Source organism: Jiella sp. M17.18, assembly GCF_041027365.1.
Taxonomy (GTDB): Bacteria; Pseudomonadota; Alphaproteobacteria; order Rhizobiales; family Rhizobiaceae; genus VKMB-3413.
The window spans coordinates 160,233-185,802 of sequence record NZ_JBFTEH010000008.1; the positions used below are offsets into that span (position 1 = coordinate 160,233).

Annotated in this window: 24 protein-coding genes; 4 read left to right on the forward strand and 20 right to left on the reverse strand. The window is 68.5% G+C overall.

Going from position 1 to position 25,570, the window contains the following annotated elements:
- Positions 1–65 precede the first annotated feature (65 nt).
- Together AB5S17_RS16015 and AB5S17_RS16020 are read left to right on the forward strand one after the other, a co-directional pair.
- Complete coding sequence (locus tag AB5S17_RS16015) at positions 66–410, forward strand: hypothetical protein (protein ID WP_369241130.1); 345 nt, start codon at positions 66–68, stop codon at positions 408–410.
- A complete protein-coding gene (locus AB5S17_RS16020; RefSeq protein ID WP_369241132.1) occupies positions 391–795 on the forward strand; it encodes a DUF2335 domain-containing protein in 405 nt (134 codons plus the stop codon). Before AB5S17_RS16015 ends, AB5S17_RS16020 begins: the two co-directional genes overlap by 20 nt.
- Positions 796–830: 35 nt before the next feature.
- Here the strand turns inward: AB5S17_RS16020 and AB5S17_RS16025 are convergent, their stop codons facing one another.
- The 5 genes from AB5S17_RS16025 to AB5S17_RS16045 are packed head-to-tail and all read right to left on the reverse strand — an operon-like array spanning position 831 to position 6,042.
- Positions 831–1,259: an organic hydroperoxide resistance protein gene (locus tag AB5S17_RS16025; protein WP_369241134.1), complete on the reverse strand. Its 429-nt coding sequence runs from the start codon at positions 1,257–1,259 to the stop codon at positions 831–833.
- A 37-nt stretch (positions 1,260–1,296) separates the two neighbouring features.
- Positions 1,297–2,040, reverse strand: a complete 744-nt coding sequence (locus AB5S17_RS16030; RefSeq protein WP_369241335.1) for an ABC transporter ATP-binding protein — start codon at positions 2,038–2,040, stop codon at positions 1,297–1,299.
- Positions 2,037–3,806: an ATP-binding cassette domain-containing protein gene (locus AB5S17_RS16035; RefSeq protein WP_369241136.1), complete on the reverse strand. Its 1,770-nt coding sequence runs from the start codon at positions 3,804–3,806 to the stop codon at positions 2,037–2,039. The genes AB5S17_RS16030 and AB5S17_RS16035 overlap by 4 nt, the downstream gene beginning before the upstream one ends.
- Entirely contained in the window at positions 3,803–4,846 is a 1,044-nt protein-coding gene (locus AB5S17_RS16040; protein ID WP_369241138.1) for a branched-chain amino acid ABC transporter permease, read from the reverse strand. The genes AB5S17_RS16035 and AB5S17_RS16040 overlap by 4 nt, the downstream gene beginning before the upstream one ends.
- 41 nt (positions 4,847–4,887) lie before the next feature.
- Positions 4,888–6,042: an ABC transporter substrate-binding protein gene (locus AB5S17_RS16045; protein ID WP_369241140.1), complete on the reverse strand. Its 1,155-nt coding sequence runs from the start codon at positions 6,040–6,042 to the stop codon at positions 4,888–4,890.
- Positions 6,043–6,605: 563 nt separating this feature from the next.
- Here AB5S17_RS16045 and kynU point away from each other — a divergent pair.
- On the forward strand, positions 6,606–7,871 hold the full coding sequence (gene kynU, locus AB5S17_RS16050; protein WP_369241142.1) for a kynureninase: 1,266 nt from the start codon (positions 6,606–6,608) through the stop codon (positions 7,869–7,871).
- A gap of 123 nt (positions 7,872–7,994) precedes the next feature.
- Here kynU and AB5S17_RS16055 read toward each other — a convergent pair whose 3' ends face one another.
- The 15 genes from AB5S17_RS16055 to AB5S17_RS16125 all read right to left on the reverse strand — a co-directional run bounded on the left by AB5S17_RS16055 (position 7,995) and on the right by AB5S17_RS16125 (position 23,789).
- Positions 7,995–9,215: an acyl-CoA dehydrogenase gene (locus AB5S17_RS16055; protein ID WP_369241144.1), complete on the reverse strand. Its 1,221-nt coding sequence runs from the start codon at positions 9,213–9,215 to the stop codon at positions 7,995–7,997.
- Between the two features lie 104 nt (positions 9,216–9,319).
- Positions 9,320–9,724 carry a RidA family protein gene (locus AB5S17_RS16060; RefSeq protein WP_369241337.1) on the reverse strand — a complete coding sequence of 135 codons (405 nt, stop codon included), beginning with the start codon at positions 9,722–9,724 and terminating at the stop codon, positions 9,320–9,322.
- A 47-nt stretch (positions 9,725–9,771) separates the two neighbouring features.
- Entirely contained in the window at positions 9,772–11,418 is a 1,647-nt protein-coding gene (locus AB5S17_RS16065) for an AMP-binding protein (RefSeq protein ID WP_369241146.1), read from the reverse strand.
- An 11-nt stretch (positions 11,419–11,429) separates the two neighbouring features.
- Positions 11,430–12,584: an acyl-CoA dehydrogenase family protein gene (locus tag AB5S17_RS16070; protein WP_369241148.1), complete on the reverse strand. Its 1,155-nt coding sequence runs from the start codon at positions 12,582–12,584 to the stop codon at positions 11,430–11,432.
- A gap of 4 nt (positions 12,585–12,588) precedes the next feature.
- Positions 12,589–13,425 carry an enoyl-CoA hydratase family protein gene (locus AB5S17_RS16075; RefSeq protein WP_369241150.1) on the reverse strand — a complete coding sequence of 279 codons (837 nt, stop codon included), beginning with the start codon at positions 13,423–13,425 and terminating at the stop codon, positions 12,589–12,591.
- On the reverse strand, positions 13,422–13,970 hold the full coding sequence (locus AB5S17_RS16080) for a MarR family winged helix-turn-helix transcriptional regulator (RefSeq protein WP_369241152.1): 549 nt from the start codon (positions 13,968–13,970) through the stop codon (positions 13,422–13,424). The genes AB5S17_RS16075 and AB5S17_RS16080 overlap by 4 nt, the downstream gene beginning before the upstream one ends.
- A complete protein-coding gene (locus tag AB5S17_RS16085; protein ID WP_369241154.1) occupies positions 13,967–14,740 on the reverse strand; it encodes an SDR family NAD(P)-dependent oxidoreductase in 774 nt (257 codons plus the stop codon). The genes AB5S17_RS16080 and AB5S17_RS16085 overlap by 4 nt, the downstream gene beginning before the upstream one ends.
- A gap of 180 nt (positions 14,741–14,920) precedes the next feature.
- Complete coding sequence (locus AB5S17_RS16090) at positions 14,921–15,589, reverse strand: amino acid ABC transporter permease (protein ID WP_369241156.1); 669 nt, start codon at positions 15,587–15,589, stop codon at positions 14,921–14,923.
- Between the two features lie 113 nt (positions 15,590–15,702).
- Positions 15,703–16,503: an ABC transporter substrate-binding protein gene (locus AB5S17_RS16095; RefSeq protein WP_369241158.1), complete on the reverse strand. Its 801-nt coding sequence runs from the start codon at positions 16,501–16,503 to the stop codon at positions 15,703–15,705.
- A gap of 75 nt (positions 16,504–16,578) precedes the next feature.
- The gene (locus AB5S17_RS16100) at positions 16,579–17,766 is read right to left on the reverse strand and encodes a pyridoxal phosphate-dependent aminotransferase (protein WP_369241160.1); all 1,188 of its coding nucleotides are present in this window, start codon (positions 17,764–17,766) and stop codon (positions 16,579–16,581) included.
- 140 nt (positions 17,767–17,906) lie between these two features.
- Positions 17,907–19,583, reverse strand: a complete 1,677-nt coding sequence (locus AB5S17_RS16105) for an indolepyruvate oxidoreductase subunit beta family protein (protein ID WP_369241162.1) — start codon at positions 19,581–19,583, stop codon at positions 17,907–17,909.
- The gene (locus AB5S17_RS16110; RefSeq protein WP_369241164.1) at positions 19,580–21,742 is read right to left on the reverse strand and encodes a thiamine pyrophosphate-dependent enzyme; all 2,163 of its coding nucleotides are present in this window, start codon (positions 21,740–21,742) and stop codon (positions 19,580–19,582) included. Before AB5S17_RS16110 ends, AB5S17_RS16105 begins: the two co-directional genes overlap by 4 nt.
- Before the next feature lie 38 nt (positions 21,743–21,780).
- On the reverse strand, positions 21,781–22,296 hold the full coding sequence (locus AB5S17_RS16115) for a VOC family protein (RefSeq protein ID WP_369241339.1): 516 nt from the start codon (positions 22,294–22,296) through the stop codon (positions 21,781–21,783).
- 119 nt (positions 22,297–22,415) lie between these two features.
- Positions 22,416–22,898, reverse strand: coding sequence for a MarR family winged helix-turn-helix transcriptional regulator (locus AB5S17_RS16120; protein WP_369241166.1), 483 nt, complete (start codon positions 22,896–22,898; stop codon positions 22,416–22,418).
- 99 nt (positions 22,899–22,997) lie between these two features.
- The gene (locus AB5S17_RS16125; protein WP_369241168.1) at positions 22,998–23,789 is read right to left on the reverse strand and encodes a cyclase family protein; all 792 of its coding nucleotides are present in this window, start codon (positions 23,787–23,789) and stop codon (positions 22,998–23,000) included.
- Between the two features lie 340 nt (positions 23,790–24,129).
- On the opposite strand from AB5S17_RS16125, the gene AB5S17_RS16130 reads away from it, so the two are divergent.
- A complete protein-coding gene (locus tag AB5S17_RS16130) occupies positions 24,130–25,515 on the forward strand; it encodes an FAD-binding oxidoreductase (RefSeq protein WP_369241170.1) in 1,386 nt (461 codons plus the stop codon).
- Positions 25,516–25,570: the final 55 nt, after the last annotated feature.

Sequence of the window (25,570 nt, forward strand, 5' to 3'; positions counted from 1 at the left end):
GGAACACAGACGGCCCCCTGCGCTGCCTGCCTGGCGAGCGAACCGTGTGGCCGTTGGCAGACCTGTTGACGATCGCCTATCTTCACTGCGAAGGTCACGTCAGCTGTCGTGGCCGAGTTCTGTCGTCCTCGTCGTCCTCCATGCGGTACAATGTGATGTCGATTATCGGTCAACGTTCCATAAGTGCCGAGCCGGAGCGCGCAGGTCGCTCGACGGGATTCAGCGCGGCGCTGATGAACGGATTCGGTATGCTGCTGGAAGTCTGTGCTCCCGTCGATCGATCGCCGATCTCCGGCCGCACGGCCTCGCCGATCTATGCTCTCGCGGGCGATTTCCAGCGGATCGGCAGCGACATGGAGCGGGCGATCAGGCGCGAGCGGCGGGCGTGGCGTGACGACGCCCGCGACTGAGCGCTCTACAGACCTGTCTGAGTCGTCCGAACCTCATGCGCGCGCTGAGCCGCGCCTTGAGATGAAGGGCTGGATTGGCCCGCTTCCTCCTCCGGACACTCTGAAAGCTTTCGACGAGGTCGTTCCAGGTAGTGCCGAGCGGATCCTCGCCGCTTGGGAGGGGGAGACGGCGCATCGGCATGCGATCGAGCGTGCTGAATTGAAGATATTCGGACTGAACACGATCCTGGGACGCGTGTTCGCCCTCATCTTCGTCCTCGCGGCACTCGGCGTCGCGGCCTATGCGGCAACGCTTGGCGCGCAATGGTTCGCCTCGATCCTCAGCGGCGCGACGATCCTCGGCGTCGTCATGGCCTTTATCAGGATTTCTCGCCGCGGGGAGTAGCGGCTCGCCGCCGGTGCTGCAGACGAAGACCTTCGTCAGGCGACGCTGAGCTTCACGTCGATGTTGCCGCGCGTGGCGTTGGAATAGGGGCAGCGCTCGTGCGCCTTCGCCATCAGGTCTTCCGCCGCCGCGCGGTCCATGCCGGGGATCGTCGCGGCGAGTTCGACGGCGAGGCCGTAGCCCGTGGCGACGGGGCCTATGCCGACCTTGGCGGTGATCGTCGTCTCCTTCGGCAGCGCCACCTTGCCCTGCCGCGCGACGAGCCCAAGGGCGCCGAGGAAGCAGGCGGCATAGCCGGCCGCGAAGAGCTGCTCCGGATTGGTGCCGTCGCCGCCCGGGCCGCCGAGGCCCTTCGGCACGGAGAGGTCGAGGGCGAAGCGGCCGTCCGGGCTGACGGCGCGCCCGTCGCGGCCACCGGTGGCGGTCATCTCGGCCTGGTAGAGGATCTTCTCGGGCGTCGTCATCGTCGAGGCTCCTGGCGTCGGTTGGAAAGTGGGCGGCTCAAGGCCCGGCAGCGACCGCGTCAGCTTCGCCGCCGCCGAGATAGGTCGAGATCAGCCGCGGATCGTGGATCAGCTCCTTGGCGGGGCCGGAATGATTGATCTCGCCGGTCTCCATGACATGGCCGAAATCGGCGGTCTCCAGCGCCGCGCGGGCGTTCTGTTCGACGAGGAGGATCGAGACGCCGAGATCGCGCAGCGAGGCGATGATCCGAAAGATCTCGCGGATGATCAGCGGCGCGAGGCCGAGGCTCGGCTCGTCGAGCATTAGCAGCTTCGGCTTGCCCATCAGCGCGCGGCCGAGCGCCAGCATCTGCCGCTCGCCGCCCGACAGGGTTCCAGCTCTTTGCGAACGTCGCTCCGCAAGACGTGGAAAACGCTCGAAGATGTCACTCATGTCCCGCTTGATCGCCGCGCCGTCGCCGCGGCGCGCGAAGGCGCCGAGCAAGAGGTTGTCGTAGACCGACATGTCGGCGAAGAGCTCGCGCTTTTCCGGCACGAGGCAGAGGCCCATCTCGACGCGACGTTCCGTCTCCAGCCGCGAGACGTCGACGCCCTCGAAGCGGATCGTGCCGCCGGCCTTCAGGAGGCCGATCGCGGCAGTGAGGAGGCTGGTCTTGCCCGCGCCGTTCGGCCCGATCACGGTGACGATCTGGCCCGCCTCGACCGACAGCGAAACGCCCCGCACGGCTTCCGCCTTGCCGTAGGAGACGGAGACGTCTTCGAGCGACAGGAGGGCCATCAGGCGACGCCTCCGAGATAGGCTTCCTGGACGCGCGGATCGGCCCGCACCACGGCCGGCACGTCCTCGATCAGCTTGGCCCCGAACTCCATGACGACGATCCGGTCGACGAGACCCATGACGAACTCCATGTCGTGCTCGACGATCAGGATGGTCAGCCCTTCTTCCCGCAGCGATCGCAGCAGACCGGCCAACTCCAGCTTCTCCTGGCGCCGCAGGCCCGCCGCCGGCTCGTCGAGGACGAGCAGCACCGGATCGGCGGCGAGCGCGCGGGCGATCTCCAGGATGCGCTGGTTGCCGAGCGGCAGGTTGCCGGCGAGTTCGTACGGCTTTTCGCCGAGGCCGACGCGCTCCAGCTGCCGCAGCGCCTCGGCGCGGGCGCGGCGCTCCTCTTCGCGGCCGAGCGTCAGCGCGCCGGCGAGGAAGCCGGCATTCGTGCGCGTGTAGGTGCCGAGCAGGACGTTGTCGAGGAGCGACATCTTCGGCCGCAGCTTCACGTGCTGGAAGGTGCGGGCGATGCCGGCCTGCGCGATCTTGCGCTGCGCGGCGCGGGTGATGTCCTTGCCCTCGAAGGTGATCCTGCCGGCCGAGACGGGCAGGGCGCCGGTCAGGAGGTTGAACATCGTGCTCTTGCCGGCGCCGTTCGGGCCGATGAGGCCGAGGATCTCGCCGGACTTCAATTCGAAGCTGACGTCGTTCACCGCGACCAGCCCGCCGAAGCGGCGTACGCAGCCTTCCGCGGTCAGAAGCGTCTCGCCCGGCGCCGGCTGGACGCGACGCGGCAGCGGTTCCGCCGGCTCCGGCGCTTTCCGCTTTCGTTCGGGCAGGCGGTGCGCGACGAAGGGCACGATGCCCTCGCGGGCATATTGCAGGAACAGGATGAAGAGCAGCGAGAAGACGACGATCTCCAGCTGCCCGGCCGAGCTCGGCGCGATCAGCGGCAGGTAGTCTTGGACGGCGTTCTTCAGGAGCGTGATGAGCGCTGCGCCGACGACCGCGCCGAGGAGATAGCCGGAGCCGCCGACCATCGCCATCATCAGGAACTCGATGCCCTTCGTGGCGTCGAAGGGCGTCGGACTGACGAAGCGGCTCATATGGGCATAGAGCCAGCCCGCGAGCGCGGCGAGGAGGGCTGCGATGACGAAGGTGACGAGCTTGATGCGGAAGGCGTCGACCCCGAGCGACTCCACCATCGCCTTGCCGCCGCGCAGCGCCCGCATCGCGCGGCCGACGCGCGAGTTCAGGAGGTTGTGCGACAGGATCATCGCCGCGATCAGGATCGCCCAGATCAGGTAGTAGATCTCGCCGCTGCCGAGCAGCGGGTGCGAGCCGATCGCGATCGGCGGCACGCCCGGAATGCCGTTGAAGCCGCCGAGGCCGGGGAAGTTGCCGAAGGTGAAGTAGATCGCCAGGCCCCAGGCGATCGTGGAAAGTGACAGGAAGTGCCCGTGCAGCCGGAGCGTCACCGCCCCGAGGATGGCGGCGACCAGCCCCGTCAGGACCAGGGCGATCACGAGACCGAGCCAGGGCGACCAGCCCATCAGCGCCGAGGACCAGGCGGTCGCGTAGGCGGCAATGCCCATGAAGGCGGCCTGGCCGAAGGAGACCATGCCGCCGACGCCGGTCAGAAGCACCAGGCCGAGCGCGACCAGGGCGTAGATGCCGATGTAGTCGAACAGGGTGATGGTGAAGGGCGCGAGCGTGAAGGGCGCCGTGGCGACCAGCAGGACCGCCACGACAGTCGCGATGCGTGCCGTCCGTCCGCTCATTCGTCGATGTCCTCTTCCGAATGGGCGACGGTGTAGGAGCGCCACAGAAGGACCGGGATCAGGATCGAGAAGACGATCACCTCCTTGAAGGACGAGCTCTGGAAGGCGGCGAAGCTTTCGAGCACGCCGACGAACAGCGATCCGATCGCGGTGACGGGGAAGCTGACGAGGCCGCCGATGATCGCCCCGACGAAGGCCTTGAGGCCGAGAAGGAAGCCGGAATCGTAGAAGATCGTGTTGACCGGCGAGATCAGCACGCCCGACACGCCGGCGAGCAGCGATCCGAGGAGATAGGCGATCGTGCCGGTCCGCTCTGGCCGAATGCCCATCAGCCGTGCGCCGGTCCGGTTGACGGCGGTCGCGTGCAGCGACTTGCCGGCGAGGGTGAACTCGAAGAACAGGAAGAGCAGGCCGCTGAAGACGATGGCGGCGGCGACGATCAGCATGGACTGGCCGGAGATGGGAATGTTGCCGAGGATCAGCGTGTAGTCGGTGAGCGCCTCGGTGCGCACGCCCTCCGGGCCGAAGAACAGGAGGCCGAGGCCGACCAGGGCGAAATGCAGCGCCACCGAGACCGTCAGGAGCAGGAGCACCGTCGCGTCGGCGATCGGCCGGAAGATCAGCCGGTCGAGCAGTGGCGCGATCGGCAGGATCAGCGCCAGCGCCAGCACGATGCGCAAGGGCAGGGGCAGGAGCGTTCCCGCCGTTGCCCAGACTGCCGCCGCGGGGATCAGCGGCAGGACGAGGTAGAACAGCAGCGCCTTCGGGATCTGCGGCGCCTTCCCCGCCCGTAAGAGGGCGACGACCTCTACCAGTGTCGCCAGCACCGCCAAAACCGCGACGAGGCCGACGGTGCCGGGCAGCTGCTTGGTCTCCAGCCCGGCGAGCGTCAGCGCGGTAAAGGCCGCGATGTCGCCGAAGGGCACGAAGATGACCCGCGTGACCGCGAAGATCAGCACGATGCCGAGCGCGATGAGGACGTAGATCGCGCCGGTCGCCACCCCGTCGATCGTCAGAAAGGCGGCAATCTGGGAGTTCATCGCAAATCAGGCCGTCGCGCGGGTCAGCAGATGGTGGAGGCTCAGGGCTGGTAGACCCACTTGCCACCTTCGAGCTTGACCACGACCAGGCTGCGGTCGTCGACGCCATAGGCGGATTTGGGCGTGAAGTTGTAGATCGAATGGACGCCCTTCAGATCCTTGATCGCGTAGATCCCGTCCATCAGCGCCTGGCGGAACTGGTCGGTGCCGGGCTTGGCGGTCTTCAGTGCCGACTTCGCCGCGTCGAGGAAGATCAGCCAGCCGTCGAAGGAATAGCCGGAGAAGCCGTCGTCGGCGTCGCCGCCATTCACCTTCTGGAAGATCTGATGGAACTTGGTGCCGATCTCTTTGGAGAAGTGGTCGGCGGGCAGCTGGCTCGTCACGATCACCGGCCCGGCCGAGACCTCGACGCCCTCCACGTCCTTGCCCCCGACGCGCACGAAGTCGGCGTTCAGCATCGCCGGCGTGCCGTAGAACGGGCCCTTGTAGCCGAGCTTCTTCAGCGCCAGGATCGGCAGCGCCGCCTGCGTCGCCGAGCCGCCGATCAGGACGCCGTCCGGCTTCGTCGCGAGCACTTTCAGCGCCTGCGCCGTGACGGAGGAGTCGGTGCGGGCATAGCGCTCGTTGGTGGTGATCTTCGGATCGCCGTCGGCCTCCGCCGCCTTGGCACCGTTGTAGACGAGGTCGCCCCAGGCGTCGGAGAAGCCGATATAGCCGGCGGTCTTGATGCCTTCCTTCTTCATCCGGTCGGCGATCACCTTGACCATCAGCGACGGCGTCTGGGGTACCGCGACACCCCAGAGATGGCCGTCCTTCGGCGGCTTGATGTTGACCGGCGAGACCGCGATGAACGGCACGTGCAGCTCGTTGGCGACGGCCATCATGGCGTTGGTCGAGGGTGCGGTCGCCGTGCCGATCAGGATGTCGACGTGGTCCTGCTGGATCAGCTTGCGGGCATCCTGCGTCGCCGCCGTCGGATCCGAGCCGTCGTCGAGCTCGATCAGCTGGATCTTCTGGCCGCCGACCTCGCTCTGATAGGCGTAGGCCGCCTTCATGCCCTTGTCGTAGAGCGTGCCGATCGATGCGCCTGGACCGGAGAGCGAGGTGACGAAGCCGACCTTGATGTCGGCACGGGCAGCCGTCGCGGCGAAGGTGAGGCCGGTCAGGGCCGTGAGGGTCAGGAGCAGTCTCTTCACAATTTCCTCCGCGAAAGCGTTGCGAGATCTGAAGGCAGGCGAGGAAGGCTCGCGTCCCGCCGCCGGGCGGGAGCGCATGATCTCGGGCAGGGGCGCCCGGACGTGGATGGCGGACGCCGCTCCGCGTCATTTCCCCTCCGGGAAGACCGGGACGTCGCGGTCTCTGAAGGCCTTCGAGGACCCGCCCTGAACCGATATTTCAAGCTTAAAGCGATTGCGTCGGGGGTGTCAACAAACTTGCGGAGACGCGGATGGAATGCTGGGCGGCAAGCCTGCAAAGCGGCGGTCGGGAGCCGCTTATGCCGGCACCGTCGCGGCGTCTCGGACATCGGCATCGCAGGGACGCTCGCCCTCGGCTTGCCGGGCAGCCCATTGGAGCGGAGGATGCGCTCAGGCCGCGGCGCATCCCGCCCTTTTCGAAGCCATGCGCGACTTCTACGGCGATCCGCGCTACCGTCCGCGCCCATGACCGAAGTGCCGCGCTCTGCCCGATCTGCCTCTGGCGAAGCCGGAGGAGTGGGATCGGCGCGGCGGGACAGGGTCGGGAGGAGAAGCGTGACGACATGACGAGAACCGGGACGGACGAGGCGATCGGATCGCGGGAAGAAGCGGAGGCGTTCGACCGGCGCGATCCGCTGGCTGCGATGCGCGACGCCTTCCACATGCCGGAAGGGCTGATCTATCTCGACGGCAACTCTCTCGGACCGATGTCGCACGGCGTCCGCGACCGCGTCCGTGACGTCATCGAACGGGAATGGGGCGACGGGCTGATCGGCTCGTGGAACGCGGCCGGCTGGGTCGATCTGCCGCGCCGGGTCGGCGACAAGATCGCCCGCCTGATCGGCGCGCCGCAGGCGAGCGTGGTCGCGGCCGACTCGACCTCGGTCAACCTGTTCAAGGTGCTGGCCGCCGCGGTCGCCCTCAATCCGTCCCGCCGGGTGATCGTCTCCGAGCGCAGCAATTTTCCGACCGACCTCTACATCGCCGAGGGCCTTGCGGCGCTCGCCGGGCAGGGTCACGAGCTGCGGCTGGTGGACGATCCCGCGGAGATTCCCGCCGCGCTGGACGAGACGGTCGCGGTGCTGATGCTGACGCATGTCAGCTACCGCACCGGCCTTGTTCACGACATGGCGGCGACGACCCGCCTGGCGCATGAGCATGGGGCGCTGACGGTCTGGGATCTCGCCCATTCCGCCGGCGCCATGCCGCTCGATCTCTCAGGCGCGGATGCGGATTTCGCAATCGGCTGCGGCTACAAATATCTGAACGGCGGCCCCGGAGCGCCGGCCTTCCTCTATGCCGCGCCGCGGCTGCAGGAGCGGGCGGTGCAGCCGCTGTCCGGCTGGTTCGGGCACGCCGCGCCCTTTCGCTTCGACAGCTCCTACGAGCCCGCGCAAGGCATCGACCGCTTTCTGACGGGGACGCCGGCGGTCATCTCGATGAGCGCACTAGACGCGGCGCTCGATCTGTTCGAGACGATGGATCTGGCGCGGCTGCGCGAAAAGTCCGTTGCCCTGTGCGAGCTGTTCCTCACCCGCGTCGAGGCGCTCTGCGGCGGGTATGGCGTCAGCCTCGTCAGCCCGCGCGATGCCGCCCGGCGGGGCAGCCAGGTCTCCTTCGCGCATCCGGATGCTTACGCTGTGATGCAGGCGCTGATCGCGCGCGGCGTGATCGGCGACTTCCGGGCGCCGGACATCCTCCGGTTCGGCTTCGCGCCGCTCTACACGCGCTTCGTCGACGCCTTCGACGCGGCGGAGATCCTGGGCGAGGTGCTTGCCTCCGGAGAATGGCGGCGACCGGAGTTCAGCGTCCGGCGGGCGGTGACCTGATATGGTCGAACGCGGTAGGCGGCAGCCGTTTCCCGTCCGGGAGGCCGCTGTTCGGGCGTCCGCCCGTAGGCCTCCGGGACGACCGGCCACCGCAGCGCCGCGACCGGTCGGATTTCCGGGCGCTCAGTAGAAGGCCTGAATACCCGTCTGCGCCTTCCCGAGGATCAGGGCATGGACGTCGTGCGTGCCCTCATAGGTGTTGACCGTCTCGAGGTTCTGGGCGTGGCGCATGACGTGGTACTCGCCCATGATGCCGTTGCCGCCGTGCATGTCGCGCGCGGTCCGGGCGATGTCGAGCGCCTTGCCGCAGTTGTTGCGCTTGACGAGGCTGATCATCTCCGGCGCCATCTTGCCCTCGTCGAACAGGCGACCGACGCGCAAGCTTCCCTGCAGGCCGAGCGCGATCTCGGTCTGCATGTCGGCGAGCTTCTTCTGGACGAGCTGTGTTGCGGCCAGCGGGCGGCCGAACTGGGTGCGCTCCAGCGTGTAGGAGCGGGCGCGCTTCCAGCAGTCCTCGGCGGCGCCCATCACGCCCCAGGAAATGCCGTAGCGGGCGCGGTTGAGGCAGCCGAAGGGCCCCCGAAGGCCGGAGACGTTGGGCAGGAGGTTCTCCTCCGGCACCTCCACGCCGTCCATGACGATCTCGCCGGTGATCGAGGCGCGGAGCGACAGCTTGCCCTCGATCTTCGGGGCTGACAGGCCCTTCATGCCCTTTTCGAGGATGAAGCCGCGGATCTTGCCGTCATGCGCGGCCGACTTCGCCCAGACCACGAAGACGTCGGCGATCGGGGAGTTGGAGATCCACATCTTGGCGCCGGAGAGGCGATAGCCGCCGTCGATCTTCTCGGCCTTCGTCTTCATGCCCGCGGGGTCGGAGCCGGCGTCGGGCTCGGTCAGGCCGAAGCAGCCAACCCATTCGCCGGTCGCGAGCTTCGGCAGGTACTTCCGGCGCTGGGCCTCGTCGCCATAGGCGTAGATCGGGTACATCACGAGGGAGGACTGGACGCTCATCATCGAGCGATAGCCGGAATCGACCGCCTCGACCGCTCGGGCGACGAGCCCGTAGCTGACATAGGAGGCGCCGGCGCAGCCGTATTGCTCGGGAACGGTGATGCCGAGGAGGCCGAGCTCGCCCATCTCGTTGAAGATGCCGCGGTCGGTCGTCTCGTTCTGATAGGCCTCGATCACCCGCGGCCGCAGCTTCTCCTCGGCGAAGGAATGCGCCGTCTCGTAGATCAGCCGCTCGTCCTCGGTAAGCTGGTCCTCCAGCCGGAACGGGTCGGCCCAGTCGAATTCGGCGCTCGGCGCGGCTTGCGCTGGCGTGTTGGCCGGGGCGGTGGACATGGCGTCGATCCTCTCGTCTTTCTTCGCATCGTTGAGCCGGCGCGGGCCGTGCGGGCGTGTCCCGGGCATGGACCCGGCAGACCGCCGCTGGCTGGCGTAGGCCGTCAGTCCGGCAGGATGGCCGTCGCTTCGATCTCGACCAGCGCGCCGGGCTCCACGAGGTCGGAGACCTCGACCAGCGCCATCGCCGGATAGTGGCGGCCGATCACGCGGCGGTAGACACCGCCGAGTTCGGCGAGCGAGGCGCGGTAGGTCGCGATGCTCTTCACGTACCAGGTCAGCCGCGCGATGTGCTCGGGGCCGCCGCCCGCCTCGGCGATCACGGCAAGGACGTTCTTCAGCGTCTGCTCGACCTGCGGCACGAAGCCGTCGGCGACCGTCTCGGTCTCGTCCCAGCCGATCAGCCCGCCGGTCAGCACCAGGCGGCCGCGTCCCATCATGCCGTTGGCATAGCCCTTCGGCTTCTTCCAGCCAGCCGGCTGCAGCACGGTCAGGCCGTCATCTTCCATGCGTCCGGCGGACGCCGCGTCCTCGCCGACGATCGGCCGAGACAGGTTCACGCGTTCTCTCCCTCTTTCGCCGCTTCGTCTTCCGCCTGTCGGCGCAGCGCGAAGCGTTGCAGCTTGCCCGATTCGGTCTTCGGGAGGGCATCCACGAAGACGATGGATCGGGGGTACTTATAAGGCGCGAGCTCGCGCTTGACATGCTCCTGCAACTCCTTGGCGAGTTCGGGAGTCTCCGCGAAGCCTTCGCCAAGGACGATATAGGCCTTGACGATCCGGCCGCGCTCGGGATCCGGCGCCCCGACGACGCCGGTCTCCATGACCGCGGGATGGGCGAGCAGCGCCGCCTCCACCTCGGGCCCGGCGATGTTGTAGCCGGAGGAGACGATCATGTCGTCATTGCGCGCCTGGAACCAGAAATAGCCGTCCTCGTCCTCGACATAGGTGTCGCCGGTGACGTTCCAGCCGTTCTCGACATAGACCGCCTGTCGTTCGTCGGCGAGGTAGCGGCAGCCGATCGGGCCGCGCACCGCGAGCCGTCCGGGCGTGCCGCGCGGCAGCTCGTTGCCGTCGAGATCGACGATCCTCGCCTCGTAGCCCGGCACCGGCTTGCCGGTCGCGCCGGGCCGGATCTCGTCCTCCCGCGCGGCGATGAAGATATGCAGCATCTCGGTCGCGCCGATGCCGTCCATCAGCTTGATGCCGGTCTCTTCGTACCAGGCGTCGAAGGTCGGCTTCGGCAGCGTCTCGCCGGCCGAGACGCATTTCCGCAGTGAGGCGAGGTCGTATTCCCCGGCCTTGGCGAGGATCGCGCGGTAGGCCGTCGGCGCGGTGAAAGAGATGGTTGCCTTGTACTCGCCGATGGCCTTGGCGAGGTCGGGCGGACCGGCCCTTTCCAGGAGCACGGCCGAGGCACCGACGCGGAAGGGGAAGAGCACGAGGCCGCCGAGGCCGAAGGTGAAGGCGAGGGGCGGCGAGCCGATGAAGACGTCGTCCGCGTTCGTCTGCAGCACCTCCCGGGCGTAGCAGTCGCAGATGACGAGGAGGTCGCGGTGAGTGTGGATTGTCGCCTTCGGCAGGCCGGTCGTACCGGAGGTGAAGCCGAGGAGGCAGGGATCCTCGGCGCGGGACGGGGCGGCGTCGAACCGGTCGGAGACGCCGTCGAGCAGCGCGCCGAGCTCGCCGCCCGCCGTGCCCGACCAGGTGACGATGCGCGGCCGCTCGGCGGCTGCGCCCGCGGCCTTCTCCATCTCCTCCGCGAGGGAGGCGTCGCAGAGGGCAAGGCCGATCTTCGCCTTGTCGAGGACCTGGACGAGTTCGCGTGCCCTGAGCAGCGGCATGGTCGCGACGACGATGCCGCCGGCCTTGATGACCGCCATGTAGAGCGCGACCTTGGTCGGGTTGTTTGCCGAGCGCAGCAGGACCCTGTTGCCGGGGACGAGGCCGAGCGTGCCGGTCAGGACGTTCGCCATCCGGTCGATCGTCCGCGCGAGGTCGGCATAAGTCCAGCGCACGCCGCCCGGCGCGAGGAGGGCCGGCCGGTCGCCCCGCCCTTCCGCGACATGCCGGTCCACCAGCTCGACGGTCGCGTTCAGCTGCTCCGGATAGCCGAGCCGGTCGAGGTTGATGAAGTCCGGCATCAGATGCGCCGGCGGCATGTTGTCGAGGACGAAGGTGTCGATGTGGCAGGTCCCGGACATGACGGGGCTCCTCAGGCCGGCTGCGACAGGAGTTGGCGGGCGATGATCAGCTTCTGCACCTCGGTCGCGCCCTCGTAGATCCGCAGCGCGCGGATCTCGCGGTAGAGCGTCTCCGGCACCGAGCCCGAACGCACGCCCTCGCCGCCGTGGAGCTGCACCGCGCGGTCGATGACCTCCTGCGCGCTTTCGGTCGCGACCATCTTGGCCATCGCCGCCTCGCGGGTGATGCGCGCAGCGCCGGCGTCGCGCGTCCAGGCGGCGCGGTAGACGAGGAGGGCCGAGGTGTCGATCGCCGTCGCCATCTCGGCGAGTGCCGTCTGGGTCAGCTGCATGTCCGCGAGGGGGGCGCCGAACAGCCTGCGGGTGCGGGCGCGCTCCAGCGTGACGTCGAGCGCCCGCCGGGCAAAGCCGAGCGCCGCCGCGCCGACGGTCGAGCGGAAGACGTCGAGCGTCGCCATGGCGATCTTGAAACCGCCGCCGGCCGCGCCGATCCGGTTCGCGGCCGGGATGCGGCAGTTCTCGAATGTCAGCCGGGCGAGGGGATGCGGCGCGATCGTCTCCAGCCGCTCGGCGATCGAGAGACCCGGCGTGTCGGCGGGCACCGAAAACGCGCTGAGGCCGCGCCCGCCCGGCGCCTCGCCGGTGCGGGCAAAGACGACGTAGTGGCCGGCGATGCCGCCGTTGGAGATCCAGGTCTTCTCGCCGTCCAGCCGGATCATGTCGTTGCCGGCGGGCTTGGCGGAGAGCGTGATCTCGGCGACGTCCGAGCCGGCCTCGGGCTCCGTCAGCGCGAAGGCGGCGATCGTATTGCCCGAACGCACGCCGGGCAGCACCGCCTGCTTCAGCGCCTCGCTACCGGACAGGGTGATCGCGCCGGTGCCGAGGCCCTGCATGGCGAAGGCGAAGTCGGCGAGCCCGTCGTGCCGGGCGAAGGTCTCGCGCAGGATGCAGAGGCTGCGCACGTCGAAGCGCCCGTCCTCCGGCGCGGCATGATCGAGAAAACCGGCGGCGCCCATCGCCGCGACCAGCCGCCGGCAGCTGCCGTCGACGTCGTGATGGTCGACGAGACCGGGGACGTGCTCGCGGGCCCAGGCGTCGGCCCTGTCGGCGAGGTCGCGGTGGCGCGGCTCGAAGAACGGCCAGTCGAGGAAGCTCTTGTCTGCCACCGCCTCAGTTCCCCTCGAAGACCGGCTTCTGCTTTGCCGCGAAAGCCTCGAAGGCGCGGCGGAAGTCGCCGGTCTTCATGCACAGCGCCTGGGCGATCGCCTCGGCGTCGATCGCCTCCTCGACGCCCATCGCCCATTCCATCTGCAGCATCTTCTTTGTGACGGAGTTGGCGTAGGTCGGACCCTCGGTCAGCGCCTTCGCCAGCTCGCTCGCGGCGGCGAGCGCGCCGCCGGCCTCGGTCAGCCGGTTGAAGAAGCCCCAGCGTTCGCCCTCTTCGGCGCTCATGAAGCGGCCGGTGTAGAGGAGTTCTGACGCCCGGCCCTGGCCGATGATGCGCGGCAGGATCGCGCAGGCGCCCATGTCGCAGCCGGCAAGGCCGACGCGGTTGAACAGGAAGGCGACCTTCGCGCCGGCCGCGCCGACCCGCATGTCCGACGCCATGGCGACGATCGCGCCGGCACCGGCGCAGACGCCCTCGACGGCGGCGACGATCGGCTGCGGGCAGGCGCGCATCTCCTTGACGAGGTCGCCGGTCATCGTCGTGAAGGCATGCAGCTCGGCCGCCTCCATCATCGTCAGCGGCTCGATGATCTCGAAGACGTCGCCGCCGGAGGAGAAATTGCCGCCGGCGCCGGTGATCACCACCGCCTTGACCGCGTCGTCGAAGCGCAGCGCGTGAAAGGTGTCGCGCAGCTCGGCATAGCTTTCGAAGGTGAGCGGGTTCTTTTTCTGCGGCCGGTTCAGCGTCACGGTCGCGATGCCGGCCTCGATCGAGAGCTGGAAGTGCTCCGGCGAAAACGCGTCGAGCGGTGCGGCGATGGCGTTCTGGCGCTTCATCATGTCTTCTCCGGCTTCGTCTCGTCGGGCGCGGAACGGGTCGCCGCGTGCACCGACAGCTTCAGGTCGCCGAGCCGCTGCCACAGCGCCTTCTGCTCCTCGGCGGGCAGCTGGCCGAGGAGTTCGGCCACCCAGTCGCTGTGCGCGCGGGCCATGTCGGCGAAGACGGTGCGGCCGTGCTCGGTGAGGCGCACCAGCGCGGCGCGGCGGTCGCGTTCCGACACCTGACGCTCGATCAGCCCCTCCTGGACGAGGCGCTCGACGAGGCCGGTGACGTTGCCGTTGGAGACCATCATGCGCCGCGACAGCTCGCCGAGCAGGATGCCGTCGGGCGCACGCTCCAGCTGCGCCATCAGGTCGAAGCGGGGCAGCGTCGTGTCGAAGGTCTCGCGCAGCCGCTTGCGGATCTCCGCCTCGATCAGGTTCGCGACGGTCAGCAGCCGCAGCCAGAGCCGCAGCTCGGCACGGTGGTGCTGCGGGCTCTCGCCAACCTTGGACTCGGCGTCGATATGCTCGTGCTCGCGCGGCACGGGGCGGGTGGAACTCATATCTCGCCTCCCGCGACCGCGATCGCCTGCCCGGTGATCGCGCCGGCTTCCGTACCTGCCAGCCAGCGGACGCAGTCGGCGACTTCCTCCGGCCGGATCAGCCGTCCGAGCGGATTGACCCTGGTGAAGTCCTTGAGGAGGTCGTCGCGGCTGCGGCCGGTCTTCTCCTCCAGCCGGTCGAGCGAATCCGCCATCAGCGCCGTGTCCGTATAGCCGGGACAGACGGCGTTGACGGTGATCTCCGCCGCCGCCAGCTCCAGCGCGAAGGCCCGCGTCAGGCCGACGACAGCATGCTTGGCGGCGGTATAGGCGCCGACATAGGCATAGCCCTTCAGCCCCGCCGTCGAGGCGACCGTGACGATCCGGCCGCCGCCCTTCGCCTTCATGCCCGGTACGACCGCGCGAATGGCGGTGAGCACCGGCTCGACGTTCAGCGCCATCATCCGGCGCAGCGCGTCGACGTCGAGGCGCGAGAGCGGGGCGGTCTCGACGCCGCCGGCATTGTTGACGAGGACGTCGACCGGGCCGTTCGTCTCGATCGCCGATGCGATGGCGGCGTGGAGCGATGCGGCGTCGGTCACGTCGGCCGCGATCGCGCCCGCCGCGCCGAGTTCGGCCATCGCGCGGCTCGCGCTCGCCTCGCTGCGGCCGTGCACGGTCACGCGCTCGCCGGCGGCGACGAAGGCGGCCGCGATCGCCTGCCCGATCCCGCGGGAGGAACCGGTGACGAGAACGTGGCGTGGGGCGGGCGACGAGGGCAATGGCGGCATCCGTGACGAGTTCTTTTAATCTTAAACTATTTTTCGGCGGCTCGGCAACCTGTCACCTCGCACAACCGCAAATGCAAGTCGGAAACGGATGGCCGGGCTGTCACCGCGCAGGCGGCACTTGCGGAGCGAGCGCTCCTTCAGCGTCGTTGACGGGGGCGGCCGGGGCAGGCGAGGCGAAGCTCAGCGCGCGTGGGAGAAACGCTTCTCCAGCAGCGAGACCATGCGGACCGCGGGCCACAGGATGATCAGATACATCAGCGCCGCGGCGATCAGGGGCGAGGGGTTTGCCGTCAGCGCCTGGGCGTCGGTCGCCTGCTTCAACAGGTCCGGCATCGCGACGACCGAGGCGAGCGAGGTGTCCTTGGCGATGGCGACGCAGTTGGAGGTGTGGGGCGGCGTCGCGATCTTGAGGGCCTGCGGCAGGATCACCTTCCACAGCACGATCGGGAAATGCATGCCGAGCGCCCGCGCCGCCTCCGTCTGGCCCGGGGGAATCGCCTGAATGCCGGCGCGGAACACCTCGGCCGTGAAGGCCGAGAGCACCAGCGCGAGGGCGAAGACGGCGGAGGCGAAGGAGGAGAGGCGCACGCCGACGAAGGGCAGGGCGTAATAGACCAGCACCAGGACGACGAGGATCGGCAGCGCCCGGAAGATGTCGACGATGCCGACCGCGAGATAGGCGATCGGCTTCGGCGCGTAGAGCCGCAGGATGCAGAGCACGATGCCGCCGATCGTGCCGAGGCAGAGCGTCGTCACCGCGAGGAGCAGGGTGTTCTTCAGCCCGGCGATCAGCATCGGCAGGACCCGGAGCATCACGTCGGTGTTGAAGAAGGTGTCAATGAAGCCCATGGAAGCTCCGAGGATCGCGCCGGGCGGCGGCGGACTTGCGTGTCAGGCGAATGCGGGCGCGGCATCGCCGCGCCCCTTGTCGGTGCGGACCGGGAGCCTGCGGCTCCTGCCCCTCACTGGGCCTTCGGGATCGGCAGGACGTCGACGGTCGACGTGCCCTTGTCCGGCTTCACGCCGAGCCACTTCTCATGCAGCTTCGCCATGGTGCCGTCCTTCTTGATGGCGCTGATCGCGTCATTGACCTTCTGGAGCAGCGGCGAGCCCTTCGGCATCATGATGGCGAAGCGGTCGCCGGTCTGGATGCGCTGGGCGATCTGCAGCTGCGGCAGCTGCTTCATGGCGTACTGGAAGCCGCCGATGTCGCTGATGCCGCCGGCGACGCGCCCGTTCTGCACGTCGAGCAGGAGGTTCTGGAAGGTGTCGTAGCCCTTGTAGTCGCCGAACTGGTACTTGGCCTGGTTCTGCTTGATCCAGGTCTCGCCGGTCGAGGTGGAGAGCGCGCCGACAGGCTTGCCCTTCATGTCGTCGAGCGACTTCACGTTGGAGCCGACCTGGGTGACGAGGGCGAGATCGGAGTCGTAATAGCCCTGCGTGAAGTCCTGGTTCTTCAGCCGGTCGTTGGTGATCGAGACGGTCGAGATCGCCATGTCGATCCGGTGCGAGGCGGTCGCGGCGAACAGCGCCTGGAAGCCGAGATCCTGGAAGTTCACGTCGTCGCCGAGGCGCTTGGCGATCTCCTTGACGAGATCGACCTCAAAGCCCTCGAAGGTGCCGTCCTCCTTCTTCACCTCCCAGGGCGGGTTCGCGGGATAGGCGCCCACCGTCAGCGTGTCGGCCGCCGCCAGACGCGGGGCGGCGGCGAGACCGGCGACGGCGAACCCGAGCGCCAGAACGGCCGTCTTCAATGTCTTCATGTCAGCTTCTCTCTTCCCTTGTCGCGGTTGGCACGGTGGCGACGGTTGCGGAGTGCGATCGTCCTCCGCCGCCATTCAGAAGGCTTGTGCGATCCGTTCGCAAGCCGTCCTGATGCGGGATTCGTCGTTGCAGACGCACATGCGGATGAATTGACGAGAGGCTTCGCCGAACATGTGGCCCGGCGCCAGGCCGACGCGGGCCTCGTTCAGGATCTTCATGCAGAGCTCGCCGGCGCTCGCTTCGCCGTCGACGGAGAAGAAGGCGTACATGCCGCCCTTCGGCGGCTCGGAGAGGACGACGCGGTTGGACCGGCCAAGGATGTCGTGGGCGATATCGAGCCCGGTGCGGCAGCGCCCCACCACCGTGCGGACGAAGTCCTCGCCGCCCTCGAGCGCCGCCAGCGCTCCCGCCTGCACAAAGGGGGCGGTGCCCGAATTCATGTACTGCGTCATCGCGCGTACGGCCGGCGCGACGCTCGCAGGATGATTCAGCCAGCCGATGCGCCAGCCGGTCATCGCCCACGACTTCGAGAAGCCGTTGACGCAGAGGACGAGGTCTTCGTCCTCGGCGATCGCCATTATCGAGGGCGCGCAGGCACCGTCGAAATAGAGCCGGTTGTACATCTCGTCGGAGACGATCCAGACGCCCGTGCGCCGGCTGAAGTCGAGGAGCGCGGCGAGCTCGTCGGTGCTGGCGGTCCAGCCGGTGGGATTGGCGGGCGTCGAGAAGACGATGGCGCGGGTGCGGGCGTCGCAGCGGTCGAACAGGGCGTCGAGGTCCAGCCGCCAGGCGCCATCCCGATGCTCCAGCGAATAGGGCCGTGCCTCGGCGCCGTGGAGATGGATGGCGTGGCGGATGTTCGGCCACTGCGGCTCTATGTAAACGGCGTTGTCGCCGGTCTGAAGGATCAGTTCCAGCCCGAGGAAGAGCGAATGCATGCCGCCGGGCGCGACCGTCGAGCGGGTGGTGGCGATCTCGCGGCCGTGCAGCGACGACTGGTAGCGGGCGAGCGCCTGCGCGAGGTCCGGCCGGCCGCCCATTTCCGGCACGTAGAAGGTCTCGCCGGCATCGAGGCTCGCCTTGGCGGCGTCGCGGATGAACTGCGGCGTGACGAGGTCGCTCTCGCCGTACCAGAGCGTGATGACGCCCTCCAGCGCCCGCGCCCGCTCGGCGAGGAGCGCGATGTTCTCCGTCTCGAGGTCCGCGACCTGTCCGCGCACATGCGCCAGGGCGCTCCCCGGCTGCAGCATCGTCCGCTTCATTCTTCCCCCTCGCGGCAGTTCTCGGCCGCTCCGCCGCAGTCGCTCCCGCACGGAAAACGAGACTGCAGGCCGTTCTTGTTGCCTCAGCGCGGCCGGGCTTCCGGCCGCCGCTCCCGCTGGACGCGGGTCAGCCTTCCCGACTACTCCGCAGCCGCCGGCCTGGCCTCGCCGTCGCCGGCGAAGGACGCGACCGTCTTCAGCGCGCCGTCCAGCACGACGCCCTTCTCGTCCTTCAGCGCCGCCTCGCGGAGCCGCCGCAGCCAGTCGGCCGCGTCGGCGCGCCCCTGAAGCATCGGCAAAGCGGAGAGCACGCGGTCGAATTTCGACAGCCCCCGTGCGTGGGTGTCGCTGTAGCCCTTGATCAGCCGTCGGCAGGCCAGGATCTCGACGGCGAGCGCGTAGTCCCGCGCGGCCGTCGTCAGTGCCAGGCGGTACCAGTCGTCGACATGCGCCATCTCGACCTGATGACGCAGCAGGCTGCGACGGAAACGGCGCAGGCCGCCGATCGCCCAGAGCAGGCCGAAGCCGACCATTGAATCGGTGCGGATATGCCGGCCCCTGTTCAGCCGCCGGTCGAGCCATCCCGCGACGTCGGGCCGGGCTTCGATCCAGCGTCCCATGCCAGCCGGCATCGTCCCGCAGAACTCTTCGATCCGCGGATGGAAGTATTCGGTCACATGCAGGACGGCTTCGTCGTCGACGCCGACTTCGCGGCGCACGCGCGCCGAGCGGCTGGAGCGGGTCTTCAGGTCGGCGACGCGGATGATGTCGTCATAGGCGAAGGCGTTGGCGAGATACTTGGCCGCGGCCTGCGAGAGGGCAAAGCCGTGCGCGGCGTCGTCCTTCGCCAGCGCCTCGCCCAGGCGATCCAGGTATTCGCCGCCATAGGCGAGATCCTGGTAGTCGACGACCTTGCGCAGGCCCGCATGCGCCATCGACCGGACCGGCGTGGGCAGGGCGTCCACCCGCGCTTCCAGCCGCCGCCATTCGGCGAGGAGTTCGTCATCGCCGACCGGGCCCGCCGCGGCCGCGGCCGCGGCCACTGCGCCTGCGTCGCTGTCCTCGCTCTCCGGCTGGCCGCCGAGCGGCAGCGGCGCGTCGGGGGTGCGTTCCACCGCCGGCGTTTCGGGCGCGCCGGCGGACGCGCCGCTCCCCGAAGAGCCCTGACGCCGCGCCGCCTCGTCGCAGGCCGCGGAAAAGGCCCGCAGGCTCGCCTCGACGCCGCGCCCCGAGGCCCTGATCGTCGCCTCGAAGCTGTCGCGTGGGAACGGCAGCACGCCGGAGCCGGCGAGCGCGCCGAAGAGGCTCGCCGAGATGACCGAGCCGGCCTCGACCGCCATCTTCTCCATGTCGAAGCAGACGAAGGCCTTGGCGGCCTTCAGCGCCGCGGTCTCGACGTCCGGTGCCGAGGCGCGCCCGTCGCCGGGCACGATCTTCTCCGACACCGCCGCGATGCGATGCGCCGAGGCGATCAGCGTCGTGCGGTTCGGCGTCACGAAGCCGCGCAGGATGGCGCGCCCCGCCTCCATCAGCTCGGCGGCGATCAACACGTCGACGTCGCCGGGCGAGGGCGACAGCGAGAACACCGGCTGGCGGCCGCGGTCCGGGCACATCTCGATGTAGTAGATCGTCGCGCCGGTGCGCTGGGCGACGCCCGCCACCGAGGTCGACTGGGCGCGGTAGCCGTTCCGCTCGGCGACCGCGACGACCCAGTCGGTGAGGACGCCGCCGCCCTGGCCGCCGACTGCGAGGATCGCGACGCTGAGGATACTGTCGGACAGCTCCGAGCCCGGGCGGTGGTCGAGGGCGACGGTCATGCGGCGGCTCCCGAAAAGGTCAGGCGCTTCTTCTCGCGGCGCTGCTGCAGCCAGTCGATCACCCGCCGGCTCATCCTTGCGGAAAAGCGCTCGGCCGATGTCGGATTGTGGACGGTGTCGGCGCGGTAGAAGGACGGGCAGAGGACGGCGGCGTCCGCCACCTCGCCGCAATTGCCGCAACCGACGCAGGTGTGATCGATATGGGCAACCGGATCGTCGCGCAGCGGATCGTCGAGCGTCTTCACCGACAGCGACGGACAGCCGGAGAGGCGCATGCAGGCGTGATCGCCCGTGCACACGTCCTCGTCGACGCCGAAGCGGGGCTTCACCACGCGCGCGCCGTCCTTCACCGCCTTGGCGAGGAGAGGCTTCTCGCGGCGCTGGCGGTTCAGCATGCATTCCGACGAGGCGACGATGACCTTCGGCCCCTTTTCCTCGGTCGTCAGCGCCTCCTTCAGCGTCGCCTGCATCTTCGTCACGTCGTAGGTCCGATCGAGATGCCGGACCCATTTGACGCCCATGCCCTTCACCGCTTCGGTGATCGGATGCTTGGTCGACTTCGACTTGTTGGTGGCGCGGGACGAGAGGATGTCCTGTCCCCCGGTCGCCGCCGAATAATAGTTGTCGACGATGACGATGACGCTGTCGTTCTGGTTGAACACGGCGTTGCCGACCGAGGAGGTCAGGCCATTGTGCCAGAAGCCGCCGTCGCCGACGAAGGAGATCGAGCGGCGCTTGGCGTCCGGCGAGTTGAAGGCGGAAGCGGAGGCGGGGCCGAGGCCGTAGCCCATGGTCGTCGCGCCGAGCTCGAAGGGCGGCATGATCGAGAACAGGTGGCAGCCGATGTCGGAAGCGATGTGGTGCGGGCCGAGTTCGTTCTCGACGAGCTTGGTCGCGGCGAAGATCGGCCGCTCGGGGCAGCCGGTGCAGAAGCCGGGCGGGCGGCCCGGGACGACCTTGGCGAGCTCCGGCAGATCGACCGGGCTCTCCTCCGGCCGGTTCGGCGCGCGGATCGCGTCGGGCAGCATCTCCGGCGCGTGGTCGCGCAGGAAGCCGCCGATCCCGTCGAGCATGACCTGACCGGTATATTCGCCGGCGACCGGCAGATAGCCCTTGCCGAGCAGACGCGTCGTGCCGCCGTTCTTGTAGAGGAGGGCGCCGAAGGCTTGCTCGATATAGTTCGGCTGGCCTTCCTCGATGACGAGGACGGCGTCCTTGCCCTCGCAGAACTCCAGGAACTCGTCGTCGATCAGCGGGTAGACGGCGTTGAGGACGTAGAGCGGCACCTCGGTGTCGCCGTAGATGTCGGCAAGGCCGAGCCGCTGCAGCGCACGGATGACGCCGTTGTACATGCCGCCCTGCATCACGAGGCCGATCTTGCCGGTGCTGGCGCCGAAGATCTCGTTGATCTGGCGCGACTTGATGAAGTCGACGGCCGCCGGCCAGCGCTTCTCGACCTTCTCCTTCTCATGGTTGAAGGAGGCCGGCGGCAGGACGATGCGGCCGGTGTCGCGGCGCGGGTTCTCCAGCGCGTCGGCGACGGTCATCGGTGGGCGCACATTGTCCTTGGCGACGAACTTGCCGTGGACATGGCAGCACTTGATGCGCACCTGCAGCATCACCGGCGTGTTCGAGGCCTCCGACAGCTCGAAGCCGTCTTCGACCGCCTTGACGATCGACGGCAGGTTCGGCCGTGGGTCGAGCAGCCACACCTGGCTCTTCATCGCAAACGCGTGGCTGCGCTCCTGCATGATCGAGGAGCCCTCGCCATAGTCCTCGCCGACGATGATCAGCGCGCCGCCGGTGACGCCGCCGGAGGCAAGGTTCGCGAGCGCATCCGAGGCGACGTTGGTGCCGACGGTGGACTTGTAGGTGCAGGCGCCGCGGATCGGATAGTGCACGGAAGCGGCAAGCATCGCCGTTGCCGTCGCCTCCGAGGCGGAGGCTTCGAAATGCACGCCGAGTTCGCCGAGGATGTCCTGCGCGTCGGCGAGGACGTCCATCAGATGGCTGATCGGCGCGCCCTGATAGCCGCCGACATAGCCGACACCGCACTGGAGCAGCGCCTTGGTGATGGCGAGGATGCCTTCGCCGGAGAATTCCTCGCCTGCGCCGAGCCGAAGCTTCTGCACTTCCTTGGCGAACGATCGCTCAGCCATGCCGCCGCTCCTTCATCATCTCGGTCTCGGAAGAAAAGTCATTTGGCCGGGTCGCGCGTCGACCAGAGCACCGTCTCGGCGCCCTTCTCGTAGGCCATGCCGTGCGGGTAGCTGATCGCCTCCAGCTGCAGGCCCCAAGGCGCGAAGAAGTAGAGGATCGACTGTCCGGCCGCCGGACCCTCTTCGATCGGCACCGGGCCCATCATCGTCTTCACCTTGTGGGCGTCGAAGAAAGCCTTCGCCGCCTGGATGTCGTCGACATAGAAGGCGAGGTGGTGCCCGCCGATGTCGCTGTTCTTCGGTTCGCTCTTCGCCTGGTCCGGCGCGGTGTACTGGAACAGTTCGATGTTGCTGCCGTGGCCGCAGCGCACCAGCGTGATCTTCTCGATGACGGCCCGCGGATCGACGTTGACGAGGTCGTGCATGAACGTGCCCTTGTCGTCGCGGAAGGGCCCGAAGGACATCGCCTTCTGGCAGCCGAGAACGCCGGTGAAGAAAGCCTCGGCCTCGGCGATGTCCGGCACCGTGATGCCGACATGGTCGATGCCGCGCATGCCGGGCAGCGTGTCGGCCGCGGCGGCCTGACCGGCGAAGGCGCAGGCCGCGGTGCCGGCAGCGAGGAAGCCGGCGGCGGCGTGGCGGATGATCCGATCGAGCATTTCGAAGAATCCTCTCAGAAATCGTGCTGCCGGACGTTGCGCAACACCTTCTGCAGCACGGCCACGAAGGCTGCGTATTCCGCCTCGTCGACGCCTCCGAACATCCGCTCGAAGGCCGAGCGCATCACCGGCCAGACCGTCTCGAACAGCGCGCGGCCCTTCTCGGTCAGGTAGATCCGCCGGACGCGGTTGTCGGAGGTCTCCGTCTCGCGTCGCAGCAGCCCTTGCCCTTCCATCGCGTCGAGCGTCCGGCTCATGGTCGACTGCTCGATCACCGCGTAGACGGCGACCTCGTTGATCGTCAGTCCGTCGATGGCGGAGAGAATGGCGAGCGTGCGCATCTGCGGCGTCGTCAGCCCGTGTGCCTTCAGATCGTCGCGCAGCGTCGCGTTGTACCGCCCCATGATGCGGTTCATCAGATACGGCGCGAACTGCTGCAGGCCGATCTCGCCGAGCGCGTAGGATCTGCCGTCCGCCGCCCGCGGGACGTCGTCCATCACCTCACCACCTTCGCGAACCTGCGGCGGGCACCGCCGCCGGCGCCTTCCCGCCGCGCGGCACCCCGTCTCGCGCGGCGCATCCGTTTCCTGTCCGCGTCACTGCTTCGGCACGAGCGCCAGCGCGCGGATGGGGCTGCCGGTGCCGTGCTCGATCTTCAGCGGCGCCGCGATCAGGATCGCCCCCTTCGGCGGCAGCTTGTCGAGGTTGCAGAGGCTCGCGAGGCCGTAGCGGTTGTTCTTGTGCATCAGGTTGTGGGCCGGGAAGGGGATCTCCATGCCCGCCGCCTGGCCGGCGTCGGTGCCGATGCACTGCGTGCCCCAGCCGATCGCATCCTTGTCGATGATGTACTGGATGCAGTCGACCGTCGGGCCGGGCGAATGCGGCCCGGTAGCGTCGGCGTTGAGGAAGGTCTCCTCCGAGCCGTTGCGCCGATCCCAGTCGGTGCGCATGACCACCCATTCGCCCGGCTTGATCTCGCCGTGCTCGGCCTCCCAGGCTTTTACGTCCTCAGCCGTCAGGAGGTAGTCGGGGTTCTCGGCCGACTTGGCGGAGCAGTCGATGACGTTGACCGGAGCGACGAAGTTCTTGACCGGGATCGAGTCGGTGGCGCCGTCCGGATAGTCCTTGCCGGTGATCCAGTGGTGCGGGGCGTCGAAATGCGTGCCGGAGTGCTCGCCGACCTTCAGCCAGTTCCACGCCCACCACGGGCCGTTCTTGTCGTATTCAGAGATCTTGTGGATCTCGATCTTCGGCGTGTCGACGGCGAGCTCCGGCGGCAGCTTCAGAAGCGGTGTATCCGGCCCGAGCACCGCGCTGAGGTCGACGATCTCGACCCCGCCCGACAAGAGCATCTCCGCCAACCCTGCTAGACCCTGCGAACCCGCCATCCCGGCCTCCCGTCAACTGCCCCATACGAGGGCGCCTGAGTTACCTGCACGCTATCGCGCCAAATATGCAGATGCAAGTATTCCGGCAGAGTCTTTCGATGCTGCACCGCCCCTGCGCAGAATGATCATCAAATGAGCGCCCTCTGTCGAAATTTGCGGCGAAAACGACTGCAGTGCAGCAAGATCTGCGCAAGTGCAGCATCGGGTGGTTTTCTATCCGACCTCGCGTCATCGCTGCTTCTCGCGACGGTGTCGGTCGGCTATCGTATGCAGATGGATATAGTTTGAGGGGGCGCCGCCTGCTGGGGCGCCGCCGCATCGGAAGGACAGGGCCGTGGACATGCCGGTGGAAGATCTTTTGAGCGATCGGCTCGACCCCGCGATCGTCGTGTCGGGAGAAGCGATTCCGGAGCGCTTCCGGCACGACTGGAGCGGCCAGAAGCCGGTGCGCCCGCTCGCCCTCATCCGGCCGCGCAGCACCGAGGAAGTTTCGGCGACGCTGGCGCTGTGTCATGAGGCCGGGATCGGCGTCGTGCCGCAGGGCGGGCTGACCGGGCTTGCCGGCGGTGCGCATCCGGTCGAGGGCTGCGTCGCCCTGTCGCTGGAGCGGCTGAACCGGATCGAGGAGGTCGATCCCGCCATGGCGACGATGACCGCCGGGGCCGGCGTGGTGCTGCAGACCGCGCAGGCCGCGGCGGAGGAGGCGGGCCTGTTCCTCGCCCTCGATCTCGGCGCGCGCGGCTCCTGCACCGTCGGCGGCGTCCTGTCGACCAATGCCGGCGGAAACCGGGTCATCCGCTACGGGATGGCGCGCGAGCATGTGCTCGGTCTCGAAGTCGTCCTGGCGGACGGCACGGTCGTCACCTCGCTGAACAAGATGCTGAAGGACAATGCCGGCTACGACTCCAAGCAGCTGTTCATCGGCTCAGAGGGTACGCTCGGCGTGATCACGCGCGCGGTCCTGCGCCTGCAGCCGCGGCCGACCTTCTCGACCAGCGCCCTGTGCGGCTGCCGCGACTTCGCCGCCGCGCTGTCGCTCCTGAAAGCGGCGCGCGCCTGCCTCGGCCCGTCGCTGACGTCGTTCGAGGTGATGTGGCCGAGCTTCTATCACTTCATGGGCGACAGCCTGCCATCGCTGCCGCAGCCGCTGCGCGGCCGCCACGGTCTCTATGTGCTGATCGAGGTCAGCGGCTTCGACGCCGAACGCGATGCCGAGCGTCTGGAGACGCTGCTCGGCGAGAGGCTGGAGGCGGGCGAGGTGGAGGACGCTGTGCTGGCGGCCTCCGGCAAGGACGTCGCCGCGCTGTGGGCGATCCGCGAGAGCGTGTCGGAATATTCGAAGGTGCTCGGGCCCGTGGCGGCCTTCGACGTCGGCCTGCCCTCGCATGTCACGGGGTCCGTCGTCGAACGCCTGGAAGCCGCCATGGCGGAGCGGTGGCCGGACGCGATCGCGCTGTCATACGGCCATGTCGGCGACAGCAACCTGCACTTCGTCGCGCACGTCCCTTCGGCCGGCGCCGTGCAGCCGAGCGCCGAGATCTCTGCGCTCGTCTACGGCACGGTGCGGGCGGCCGGTGGCACGATCTCGGCCGAGCACGGGATCGGGACGCTGAAGCGCGATTACCTTCCCTATTCGCGCTCATCCGCCGAACTCGACCTGATGCGGCGGATGAAGACGGCGCTCGATCCGAGGGGCATCCTCAACCCGGGCAAGGTTCTGGGATAGACGAGGACCGTCCGGACCAGCGGGCGGACGAGGCATCCTGCCCCGTCGTCGCTGC